The organism is Sphingopyxis sp., assembly GCF_035565275.1.
GTDB lineage: Bacteria > Pseudomonadota > Alphaproteobacteria > Sphingomonadales > Sphingomonadaceae > Sphingopyxis.
The window spans coordinates 1-9,611 of the sequence record NZ_DATMST010000188.1 but is presented as its reverse complement, the minus strand read 5'-3'; the positions used below and the strand labels follow the sequence as shown (position 1 = coordinate 9,611).

Sequence of the window (9,611 nt, the reverse complement as noted above, 5' to 3'; positions counted from 1 at the left end):
CTCGTCGCGCGAGCGCAGCGCCGCGGCCAGTTCGTCCGCCGCGGCCTCGAATCGCGGCGTCCACGCCGAATCGGACGCGAGAGGCGACAGTCTGGAAGATGGCCGGGCAGCCTCGGGTCCGGCGGGCAACAGCGAGGCCGGCGCCGCCATTGCGGCAGCCGACAGGAAGGTGAAAGCGGCGACGAGCGCCGACGGAATCAGCATGGCACGCATGGCCATCAGTCTAGCAGCACAGGCTGCACCTGTCATGAACCGGCGGAAAGCCCCTCGCGCAGCCACGCCGGCGCCGCGGCCACATCGATATTCTCGGTCCGGCGATGCTCGACCGACCGGCCGAGTTCGGGGTAGCGGGTCACCTGCCGCTTTTCGTCGGCCTCGGCAATCGGCACGACGACGAGCCGCCGGTTGACCTTTTGCCGCCAGTTCATCCGCGCGGTATTTTCCTGTCCGACGTAACATCCCTTGGTAAAGCTGACCCCGTTCAGTTCGGCGGCGTTGCATTCGAGCCATAGCGTCGTGCCGTCGCCGAGTTCGGCCCGGCCCTCTGTCACACCGAGCGACAGGCGGTGCGCGCGCCAGGCGGCGTCGGCACCCTCGCCCTCCTCTCCGGGCGCGAGCCAGCGCTGGCCGAGTTCGGGCAGGCGCGGATCGACGACGCCGAGATCGCCCGCCTGCGCCCAATGAACCGCGAGACCGGCTTCGCGTTCGATCGTGATCGCGCGGCGCAAGCGATACAGGCTGAGCCGCTTGACGAGATCGCCCGCCACGGCCTCTTCGCAATCGATCAATATGTCGCCTTCGTCGCCCCAGATCAGGAAGTCGAACAGCGCCTTGCCTTGCGCGGAGAGCAGCGCCGCCCACACGGGAAGATTGCCCGACGTGTCGTTGGTGACCAGCCCCTGCAGGAAGCCGCGGACATCGTCGCCCGACAGGCGGATCAGCGCGCGGTCGTGAAGGGTGGTATTGGTCATGGCGATAATCTAGGGACGCGACAGCCAAAACCAAGCATCCATTTGAAGAGTCTGCCCATGACCGACCGCCTGACGATCCGCCGCCCCGATGACTGGCACGTCCACCTGCGCGACGGCGCGATGCTGGACCATGTCGCGCCATATACCGCACGCCAGTTCGCGCGCGCGATCGTCATGCCCAATCTGTCGCCGCCGGTCACCACCGCCGAGGAAGGCCGCGCGTACCGCGACCGCATCAACGCCGCGGTACCGTCAGACCTCGACTTTATGCCGCTGATCGTCGCCTATCTGACCGACCACAGCAGCCCCGACGAGATGGCGCGCGGCCATGCCGAGGGCATTTTCACCGCCGCGAAACTCTATCCCGCGCACGCGACGACGGGCAGCGCGCACGGAGTCACCAACGTCGCGAACATCATGCCTGTGCTCGAGCAGATGCAGGAGATCGGCATGCCGCTCCTGATCCACGGCGAGGTTACCGACCATGACGTCGATATCTTCGACCGCGAGGCGGTGTTCATCGAACGCACGCTCGAACCGCTGGTCCGCGCGCTGCCGGCGCTGAAGATCGTCTTCGAGCACATCACCACCGCCGAGGCGGCCGCGTTCGTCGCCGACGCGCCTGCCAGCATCGCCGCGACGGTGACGCCGCAGCATCTGCACATCAACCGCAACGCGATGCTCGTCGGCGGCATCCGCCCGCACGCATACTGCCTTCCCGTCGCCAAGCGCGAGCATCACCGGCTCGCCGTGCGCGCCGCCGCAACCTCGGGCTCGCCCAAATTCTTCCTCGGCACCGACAGCGCGCCGCATGCGGTCCACACCAAGGAAGCTTCGTGTGGCTGCGCAGGCATCTTCAATGCCCCCTATGCGCTCGAAAGCTATGCGATGGCGTTCGACGAAGATGGCGCACTGGCCAATTTCGAGGGCTTCGCCAGCGAACATGGTCCGCGCTTCTACGGCCTGCCGCTCAACACCGGCACAGTGACGCTCGAACGCGCCGAAACGGTCGTTCCGGACCGGGTCGGCGACGTCGTCCCCTTCCACGCCGGCGAGACCATCGGCTGGCGTCTTGTCTCCTAGGCGGCGACCATCCGGTCGGCGCGCATCTTGCGCCACATGTCGAAGCTGAACACCGCGATGCTTACCCAGATCAAAAGGAAGCAGGCGAGCTGCACCGGTTTCAGCGGTTCGCGGAACACGAACAGGCTGAGCAGGAACTGCACCGTCGGCGCCAGATACTGGACGAAGCCGAGCGCGGCATAGCTCATCCGCCGCGCCGCGGTCGCGAACAGCAGCAGCGGCACCGCGGTCACGATGCCTCCCGCCATCAGCAGCAGGGTGATCGATCCGTCCGAGCCGAAGCCGCGCCCGTCTCCGATCCACAGATACCAGGCGGAAACCGCAACCGCGGGCACGAGAAGCACCGTCGTCTCTACTGTCAGCCCCGGGAGCGACCCCACCGGCACGATCTTGCGGATGAGCCCGTAGAAGGCGAACGAGAAGGCGAGCGTCAGGCTGATCCACAGCGTGTCGAGCGCGCCCGCGAGCAGGATCGCGACGCCCACGCCCGCGATGACGACTGCGACGAGTTGCAGCCGCGACAGCCGTTCGCCGAGGAAAATCATCCCGAGCATCACATTGACGAGCGGGTTCAGATAATAGCCGAGGCTCGCCGCGAGCACATGATCGGTGAAGATCGAATAGATATAGACGAGCCAGTTGACCGCAATCAGCGCCGCGCTCGCAATCAGCAGACGCAATATCTTCCAGTCTTTCAACGCGACCAGATACTCGCCGATCTGCCGCCGGAAGAGCATGATAAGAAAACAGAACGGTAGCGACCAGATGATGCGCTGCGCCAGCACCTCGGCCGGCGGGACGGTAGAGAGCAGCTTGAAGAAGAGCGGGACGAAACCCCAGACCCCATAAGCGGCGAGTGCATAGGGCAGCCCGCCCTGATTGCTCCCCGAGGGGGCCGGTGTCTGTGCCATGGTACCCTGGACTATCTGGTAGATCAGATGATGCCGCCGCCGAGCATCAGGCGGATGACGCCGATGACGATGACGACGATGTTCAGATTGCGCCCGGACGTGCTGTTTGACATTGCGCCGAGCGCAAGTCCCACAACCGCGACAGGCACGATCACCCAGTTCGCCCAGCCCAGCAGCGGGATGAAGGCAAATACGGCCAGAACCAGCGCGATGGCACCGATGACGAGCGAGGCGATATTGAGCATGGCCAAGTTTGTCGCACGCCGTCGGCAATGCAGCAAGTGCTTTTCGGTTCGTCGACGGATACACTCGCTTCGTCTTGTTGCCTCAGGTTCATGCAACGGGGCGCGAACCCGGCTCGTTTTGCCTTTCGAAGCCCCCGGTCCCGACAGGGAATGAGGTGCCGAAAACCAGGAAAGGATTTTTTATGCGTATCTTGACCAAAGGCCTGATGGGCGCCTTCGTCGCCGCCAGCGTCCTTGGCACCACGCCGCTTCATGCTGGCGTCACCACGCCCGCCAAGGCGCCGGGATATCACGAGTTTGAACAGTCGTCGGACTTCTATCGCAAGCGCAAGGATCGCCGCCATTACGCGCGCGACGAACGCGTGGGCCGCGACACCCGCATCTGGCGCGACAACGATGGCCGTTATCGCTGCAAGAAGGACAATGGCACGACCGGCCTGCTGATCGGCGGCGCCGTCGGCGGCCTTGCCGGCCATGAAATTGCCGGCGGCGGCGACAAGCTGCTCGGCACCGTGCTCGGCGCCGCGGGCGGCGCGCTCCTTGGCCGCGAGATCGACCGCGACAAATATCGCTGCCGATAACCAACCACCGTTAGCCATCTCGCGTGCGGGTTCGAGACCCCTCCACCCGTACTCGCTGATGGAGAGGGCACCGGTTTAATCACCGGTGCCCTCAAGCGTATCCTGCATACGCCTGTCCCTTGCCCAAAATCATCTCTTGCCGCAGAAGCGTCGGCCACGCCTGCAGGAGAATGATGATGTTGAACGGCCCCCTGCTCGTCACCGAGCGGCTGATCCTGCGGCCACCTGCGGCCGAGGATTTCGACGGCTTTGCCGAAATGTGCACCGAAGAGGATACGATGCGCTTCATCGGGGGCACGTGTCCGCGATCGGCAGCCTGGCGGCAATGGTGCACATTGGCCGGCGCGTGGCACATCCGCGGTTTTTCGATGTTTTCAGTGATCGAGCGCGAGACCGGCGACTGGGTCGGACGGCTGGGGCCATGGGAACCCGACGGCTGGCCGGCCCCCGAGGTCGGCTATGGCGTCCGCGCCAAATTTGCCGGCAAGGGCTACGCCTTCGAAGGCGCGGTCGCTGCATGTGATTTTGCGGTCGAATTCCTGAAATGGCCCGAGCTCATGCATAGCATCGACCCCGCGAACACACGGTCGCAGGCGCTGGCGAAACGGCTTGGCGCGACGAACAGCGGCCCGACCCGCCTGCCAGCTCCATTCGAGGATGCGCCTGTCGATGCATGGACACAGAGCGCCGACGCATGGCGGGTGAAGCGCAAGGAATTCCTGCCCTGATTGCGGCGGTGTCATCAAAAGCGTCTCGCTCCGAGACAGTTTTCAGCGAACAAAGGTCTGCGCGTTAACGCATTTTATTTGCGCCTTTTTGACCAGAATCGGGCATTCCCGGCAAAGGATTAAGGGAGTGTTAGCGATGATGTTGCGCGGAAAATGGCTGGTTGCCGGTTTGCTGATGGCGGCCGCCCCGCTCGCCGGATGCCGGGACAATCCCGACGCGAAGGCCGACCTCGCGCCGCTCGACGACGGGCTGACCAACGACGACCCTGCGATCAAGGGCTCGCTCGAAGACAAGATCATGGTCGACCCCAAGCTGACCGGGCAATCGAACCAGAATGCTATCGGTCCGGGCAACAGGCCGGTCGATGGCGGCGTTCCGGGCGTCGCGGCCGGCAAGGCCGCGACGGTCGCCGAAGCTGCGGCCGCGCTCGCCGCCGGCAAGCTGCTCAGCGCGCCCAAAGCCCTGCCTTTCGAGGCCGGATGCGACGGCTGCGAGGCGCAGAAGCGCCCGGTCACGATCGGCGCGCTCGCACGCGAGCAGCAAAAGGGCGGCTGCGACGCCAAGCTGACGTACAGCAATGCCTGGGCCGAGCGTCTGCCTGCGGCGTTCAAGGTCTATCCGCGTGCCACGCTGCGCGAGGCGGCGGGGATCGCGGGCGGCAAGTGCAACATCCGCGTCGTCAATTTCCAGACCGCGGCGTCGATGCAGGCGGTGCTCGACTATTATCACACGATGGCGGTGCGTGCCGGCTATACCAGCGATCACCGCGTCAACGGCAGCGAGCATATGCTCGGCGGGACCAAGGGCGATCTTGCCTATGTACTGATGATGCGCCGCGACGGCGCGATGACCGATGTCGATCTGGTGGCGTCCGGAGGCAAATAAGGCTCGGGCAATGCTATAAAGTGAAAAGGCCCCGGGGAGAGGGAACCCCGGGGCCTTTCACTTGCGTGACGCGCAAGTCGTCAGATCTTGTCGCCGAGCGCGCCTTGGACCTTGCCCTTCAGATTCTGGGCTTCGCCCTTGCGCTCCTGTGCCTCGCCTTCGGCACGAAGACGTTCGTTGTCCGTTGCCTTGCCGGCCGCCTGCTTGGCATTGCCGGCCGCCTCATTGGCGAGGCCCTTGGCTTTTTCCGTCAGTTCACCCACGGGAATTCTCCTTGCTTTTCAGAGGCGGAGGGGCGCCTCTTCCCGATCAACGGCTCACCATCGTCAACGTTCCGTCGAGCGCGCCGAGACGTTCATCGCCAAGGATGATCGACGGTTGCAGCGTGATATCCACTCCGCCCAGATCATTGTTCTTGATATGTTCCATCCGACTATCTATTCCCTCCGGCCCGACGTCGATGGAGGAAGAGACGATGGCCCAGCTTGAGCCGAATTGCATCGTCGAGGATGAAAATCTGTCCGACTGCAACTTCGCCGAAGCGGATCTGGCCGGGGCGACCCTGACCGCGTGCACCCTGCGCGACGTCCAATTCACGGGGACGTGCCTGCAGGATGCGCGCCTGACCGGATGCCGGCTGATCCGCTGCCGTTTTGCCAATGTCGACATGCGCGACGCGCGTTTCGAAAATTGCTCCTTCATCGACGACGTCGGCCATGTGGGCGCGCAATTCGCCTTTTCGCGCCTCGATCAGGCACAGTTCGCCCGAAGCGATCTGTCGTTCGCGAAATTCGACCGCTCGGCCCTGTTCGGAGTCGAGTTCGACGCGTGCAACATGCGCGGCGCGGCGTTTCACAAGGCGGATTTCAGCCGGGTGTTCGGCCGCACGCTCGTCAAGACCGCCGCGACCCTGCGCGGCTGCAATCTCGAATTCGCTGACCTCAATGGCATACGGATGCCGGACTGCGATCTTTCGGGCTCGAACCTTCGCGAAACGGTTCTGTTCGACGCGGAACTCGAGGGCGCGGACCTGCGCGGCTGCGATCTGGTGCTTGCCCTCACGGCGGGTGCCAAATTCGCACGCGCCGATCTTCGCGACGCCGATCTGGCCGGCCTGAACCTTCGCGAACTTGCGACTCTCGAAGGCATGGTCGTGTCGGCCGACCAGCAGCCGCATCTGCTGGCGGCCATGGGGCTGGAGGTCTATCCGGGCTGACGCCCGGAACACACGAACTTAAGGATTCAGCCCGAACAGCTTGCGAGCATTCTCGTGGCGGATCTTCGCTTTTTCCGCTGCGCTGAGATCGAGTTTTTCGAACGCGTCGAGCGTCTGTGCGAGCGAGAATTGCGGATAGTCCGATCCGATCAGGATATGGTCGATCCCGACGTTGCGCATCGTCCAGATGAATTCTTCCTCGATCGGCGAATCCGCCGCCAGCGTCACCATCGCCGAAATGTCGAAATAGATATTGTCGCCGAACAATCCCTCGGCAGTGCGCGCCATTTTCAGGATATTCCAGAAGCGAAAGTTCAGCCCGCCCATATGCGCGAAGACGAACTTCGTCTTCGGCGCATGCAGCGCGAGGTTGAACAATTTCTCGCTGTCGCCCCCCGGAACGATATTCGCATTGTCCATCACGACCGTCACGCCCAGGTCGCCAGCACGCTTGACCAAGGCGAGCACGCGCGGATCGGCGGGGTCGAATTTCTGCGTGTGCGGATGAATCTTGAGCAGCTTGACGCCCAGCCCCGCGACGCGTTGCAATTCATCGAGCGCTGCGGCGCCGTCGTAAGGATGCACCGTCGCGATCGGTACCATGTTCCTGTGCTTTTTCGCCAGCGCAAGCAGCGCGTCGTTGTGCGCGCGAATGCTGTCGGGATTACCCGCAAGCGCCTGGTTTTCAGGCCCGCCAAACCACATGCCGCCGAAAGCGGAAACCGTCAGACCAGCGCCCCTCACCTGCGCCTCATAGGCCGCGATCGACTTTTCGCCGTCCCACAAGTGGACATGACTGTCGATCGGCGCCTGTGCGGCCGCCGAAGACGCGAACAGCAAGGCGGCAGCGGCGAGCGGCAGGCGCTTCATGTCAGATCAGCCCCGCGAGCGGGCTCGACGGGTCGGCATATTTGCGCAGCCCCATCCTGCAGGCGAGATAGGCATCGCGCCCCGCCTCGACCGCGAGCTTCATCGCGCGCGCCATGCGGATGGGGTCCTTGGCCTCGGCGATCGCGGTGTTCATCAAGACCCCGTCGCAGCCGAGTTCCATCGCCACCGCCGCATCGCTGGCCGTACCGACGCCCGCATCGACGAGCACCGGCACCGAAGCTCCCTCGACGATCAGGCGGATCGTCACCCGGTTCTGGATGCCAAGTCCTGATCCGATCGGCGCGCCCAAGGGCATGATCGCGACCGCGCCCGCATCTTCGAGTTGTTTCGCCGCGATCGGATCGTCGACGCAATAGACCATCGGCAGGAAGCCTTCCTTCGCAAGCACCTCCGTCGCCTCGAGCGTCTCGCGCATGTTGGGATAGAGCGTTTTGGCCTCGCCGAGCACTTCCAGTTTCACCAGATCCCATCCCCCGGCTTCGCGCGCGAGCCGCAGCGTGCGGATCGCATCGTCGGCGTTGAAGCAGCCCGCGGTGTTCGGCAGGTAGGTAATCTTCCCGGGGTCGATATAATCGGTCAGCATGGGCGCGGTCGGATCCGACACATTGACGCGGCGCACCGCGACGGTGACGATCTCGGCACCCGAGGCGGCGACCGCAGCGGCATTCTGTTCGAAATCCTTGTATTTGCCGGTGCCGACGATCAGGCGCGATGTAAATGTCCGGCCAGCGACGGTCCAACTGTCGATCTTGTGCACATTCAATCCTTATTCTGTACCACATTCGCGATATCGCCGAGCGGGTCGCGAACGAAAAAGCGGCGAACGCCCCAAGGCTCGTCGCGCAGGGCGTATAGTATCTCGTGCCCCGCAGCGACCGCGCGCGCATGCACCGCGTCGACATCGTCGACACCCACCGAATAGGCGGGACGCAGCCCCGAGGGATCCCCGGTCAGGATGCTGATCTGCGCCAGCGGCTGCGCAGCCGAGCGATAGGTGGTGATGAAATCCATCGCCATCGCGGTATCCAGCCCCAGCACATCGCCAAAGAAGCCTTTGCCCGTCTGCGGATCGTCTGTGTAACGATTGGGGACTATCCGGGCGACCGCCATCAGCCGCCCCCCACAAAATGGACGATTTCCAACGCATCGCCTTCGGCGAGCGCGACGTCGGCGAGCGTCGAGCGCGGTACGATTTCGCGGTTCCGCTCGACCGCGACCTTCTTCACATCGAGTCCCAGCGACGCGACGAGGTCGGCGATACTGCCTTCGCGTACCTGCCGCTGTTCGCCGTTGAGGATAACCGAGATCACCGGGGAATCCGCCTTGCTTTGCCTTTTGCCGAGCAGCCCATATAGGGGGAGAGCGCACCGTAGCAACCGAAAGCCAAGCATTTGCCCGACCTTCCCACCGTCTTCGTCTTCTCCGGTCCCAACCTTAACCTGCTCGGTACGCGCGAGCCCGAGATTTACGGCACCGATACGCTGAACGACATCCACGCGCGGCTCGAAGCGCAGGCGGCCGGACTCGGCCTTCGCGTCGAATGCCGCCAGACGAACCATGAAGGCGTGCTGATCGACTGGCTGCACGAGGCCTATATCGCCGGCGCGAAAGCCGTGCTGCTCAACGCGGGGGGCTACACCCACACATCGATAGCGATTCATGATGCGATCAAGTCGATCAAGGTGCCTGTGATCGAGGTCCATCTGTCGGATCCGATGAAGCGTGAGGAATTTCGTCATTTGAGCTATGTCGGGATGGCCGCCGTAGCCCATTTTGCGGGGCATGGCGCGAACAGCTATACGCTGGCGCTGGACGCGGCTGCCCGTCTCTGACAAAGGGGGCGCATCAAAAACGGGGTCTAGGGCGCCGGCATACGAGCGCCGCAGCAACAGGAAATATTCTCATGGGTGACCATAAAGACAATGGCATCAACATCGATCCGGCGTTCGTGCGCGCGCTCGCCGAACTGCTCGACGATACGCAGCTTTCGGAAATCGAGGTCGAGGATGGCGATCGCAAGGTGCGCGTCGCGCGGACGCTGACCGCCGCCGCGCCCCTCGCCTATGCACCCGCTCCGGTCGCAGCGCCCGTCGCAGCTG

15 protein-coding genes and 1 pseudogene are annotated in these 9,611 nt (G+C 63.9%); 7 read left to right on the top strand and 9 right to left on the bottom strand.

Going from position 1 to position 9,611, the window contains the following annotated elements:
* Together VN047_RS13420 and VN047_RS13415 are read right to left on the bottom strand one after the other, a co-directional pair.
* The coding region (locus VN047_RS13420) for a hypothetical protein (protein ID WP_325543461.1) at nucleotides 1-213 on the bottom strand (213 nt) is incomplete at its 3' end.
* A 32-nt stretch (nucleotides 214-245) separates the two neighbouring features.
* The gene (locus VN047_RS13415; protein WP_325543459.1) at nucleotides 246-971 is read right to left on the bottom strand and encodes a folate-binding protein; all 726 of its coding nucleotides are present in this window, start codon (nucleotides 969-971) and stop codon (nucleotides 246-248) included.
* A gap of 57 nt (nucleotides 972-1,028) precedes the next feature.
* On the opposite strand from VN047_RS13415, the gene pyrC reads away from it, so the two are divergent.
* The gene (gene pyrC / locus VN047_RS13410) at nucleotides 1,029-2,054 is read left to right on the top strand and encodes a dihydroorotase (protein WP_325543457.1); all 1,026 of its coding nucleotides are present in this window, start codon (nucleotides 1,029-1,031) and stop codon (nucleotides 2,052-2,054) included.
* Here the strand turns inward: pyrC and rarD are convergent.
* Both rarD and VN047_RS13400 read right to left on the bottom strand, forming a co-directional pair.
* Nucleotides 2,051-2,965 (bottom strand): EamA family transporter RarD, encoded by a 915-nt coding sequence (rarD, locus tag VN047_RS13405; protein ID WP_325543455.1) that lies wholly within the window; start codon nucleotides 2,963-2,965, stop codon nucleotides 2,051-2,053. The two genes, pyrC and rarD, sit on opposite strands and share 4 nt — an antisense overlap.
* 23 nt (nucleotides 2,966-2,988) lie before the next feature.
* On the bottom strand, nucleotides 2,989-3,210 hold the full coding sequence (locus tag VN047_RS13400) for a hypothetical protein (protein WP_325543463.1): 222 nt from the start codon (nucleotides 3,208-3,210) through the stop codon (nucleotides 2,989-2,991).
* A 182-nt stretch (nucleotides 3,211-3,392) separates the two neighbouring features.
* Here VN047_RS13400 and VN047_RS13395 point away from each other — a divergent pair, with 182 nt between their 5' ends.
* The 3 genes from VN047_RS13395 (at nucleotide 3,393) to VN047_RS13385 (ending at nucleotide 5,405) form a co-directional block, all read left to right on the top strand.
* Nucleotides 3,393-3,791 carry a glycine zipper 2TM domain-containing protein gene (locus VN047_RS13395; RefSeq protein ID WP_325543453.1) on the top strand — a complete coding sequence of 133 codons (399 nt, stop codon included), beginning with the start codon at nucleotides 3,393-3,395 and terminating at the stop codon, nucleotides 3,789-3,791.
* Between the two features lie 176 nt (nucleotides 3,792-3,967).
* Nucleotides 3,968-4,519, top strand: a complete 552-nt coding sequence (locus tag VN047_RS13390) for a GNAT family N-acetyltransferase (RefSeq protein WP_325543451.1) — start codon at nucleotides 3,968-3,970, stop codon at nucleotides 4,517-4,519.
* A gap of 136 nt (nucleotides 4,520-4,655) precedes the next feature.
* Nucleotides 4,656-5,405, top strand: a complete 750-nt coding sequence (locus VN047_RS13385; protein WP_325543449.1) for a hypothetical protein — start codon at nucleotides 4,656-4,658, stop codon at nucleotides 5,403-5,405.
* Between the two features lie 80 nt (nucleotides 5,406-5,485).
* Here VN047_RS13385 and VN047_RS13380 read toward each other — a convergent pair whose 3' ends face one another.
* Nucleotides 5,486-5,668 carry a CsbD family protein gene (locus VN047_RS13380; protein WP_325543447.1) on the bottom strand — a complete coding sequence of 61 codons (183 nt, stop codon included), beginning with the start codon at nucleotides 5,666-5,668 and terminating at the stop codon, nucleotides 5,486-5,488.
* Between the two features lie 212 nt (nucleotides 5,669-5,880).
* On the opposite strand from VN047_RS13380, the gene VN047_RS13375 reads away from it, so the two are divergent.
* Nucleotides 5,881-6,621 (top strand): pentapeptide repeat-containing protein, encoded by a 741-nt coding sequence (locus VN047_RS13375; RefSeq protein WP_325543445.1) that lies wholly within the window; start codon nucleotides 5,881-5,883, stop codon nucleotides 6,619-6,621.
* A gap of 18 nt (nucleotides 6,622-6,639) precedes the next feature.
* On the opposite strand, the gene VN047_RS13370 is transcribed toward VN047_RS13375, so the two are convergent.
* Genes VN047_RS13370 through thiS form a run of 4 tightly spaced genes read right to left on the bottom strand, consistent with a single transcriptional unit; the run spans nucleotide 6,640 to nucleotide 8,822 of the window.
* On the bottom strand, nucleotides 6,640-7,491 hold the full coding sequence (locus VN047_RS13370) for an amidohydrolase family protein (RefSeq protein WP_325543443.1): 852 nt from the start codon (nucleotides 7,489-7,491) through the stop codon (nucleotides 6,640-6,642).
* A gap of 1 nt (nucleotide 7,492) precedes the next feature.
* On the bottom strand, nucleotides 7,493-8,269 hold the full coding sequence (locus tag VN047_RS13365; protein WP_325543441.1) for a thiazole synthase: 777 nt from the start codon (nucleotides 8,267-8,269) through the stop codon (nucleotides 7,493-7,495).
* 2 nt (nucleotides 8,270-8,271) lie between these two features.
* Complete coding sequence (locus VN047_RS13360) at nucleotides 8,272-8,622, bottom strand: VOC family protein (RefSeq protein ID WP_325543439.1); 351 nt, start codon at nucleotides 8,620-8,622, stop codon at nucleotides 8,272-8,274.
* Entirely contained in the window at nucleotides 8,622-8,822 is a 201-nt protein-coding gene (gene thiS, locus VN047_RS13355) for a sulfur carrier protein ThiS (RefSeq protein ID WP_248453220.1), read from the bottom strand. Before thiS ends, VN047_RS13360 begins: the two co-directional genes overlap by 1 nt.
* Before the next feature lie 81 nt (nucleotides 8,823-8,903).
* Between thiS and VN047_RS13350 the strand changes: the two genes are divergently transcribed.
* On the top strand, nucleotides 8,904-9,344 hold the full coding sequence (locus tag VN047_RS13350) for a type II 3-dehydroquinate dehydratase (protein WP_325543437.1): 441 nt from the start codon (nucleotides 8,904-8,906) through the stop codon (nucleotides 9,342-9,344).
* Nucleotides 9,345-9,415: 71 nt separating this feature from the next.
* A pseudogene (locus tag VN047_RS13345) lies at nucleotides 9,416-9,611 on the top strand (acetyl-CoA carboxylase, biotin carboxyl carrier protein); the annotation flags it as partial.

Coding starts and splice junctions, on each gene's coding strand:
- VN047_RS13415 (WP_325543459.1), bottom strand. CDS start 971: ATGACCAATACCACCCTTCACGACCGCGCGCTGATCCGCCTGTCGGGC.
- VN047_RS13385 (WP_325543449.1), top strand. CDS start 4,656: ATGATGTTGCGCGGAAAATGGCTGGTTGCCGGTTTGCTGATGGCGGCC.
- rarD (WP_325543455.1), bottom strand. CDS start 2,965: ATGGCACAGACACCGGCCCCCTCGGGGAGCAATCAGGGCGGGCTGCCC.
- VN047_RS13360 (WP_325543439.1), bottom strand. CDS start 8,622: ATGGCGGTCGCCCGGATAGTCCCCAATCGTTACACAGACGATCCGCAG.
- pyrC (WP_325543457.1), top strand. CDS start 1,029: ATGACCGACCGCCTGACGATCCGCCGCCCCGATGACTGGCACGTCCAC.
- VN047_RS13375 (WP_325543445.1), top strand. CDS start 5,881: ATGGCCCAGCTTGAGCCGAATTGCATCGTCGAGGATGAAAATCTGTCC.
- VN047_RS13400 (WP_325543463.1), bottom strand. CDS start 3,210: ATGCTCAATATCGCCTCGCTCGTCATCGGTGCCATCGCGCTGGTTCTG.
- VN047_RS13390 (WP_325543451.1), top strand. CDS start 3,968: ATGTTGAACGGCCCCCTGCTCGTCACCGAGCGGCTGATCCTGCGGCCA.
- VN047_RS13395 (WP_325543453.1), top strand. CDS start 3,393: ATGCGTATCTTGACCAAAGGCCTGATGGGCGCCTTCGTCGCCGCCAGC.
- VN047_RS13370 (WP_325543443.1), bottom strand. CDS start 7,491: ATGAAGCGCCTGCCGCTCGCCGCTGCCGCCTTGCTGTTCGCGTCTTCG.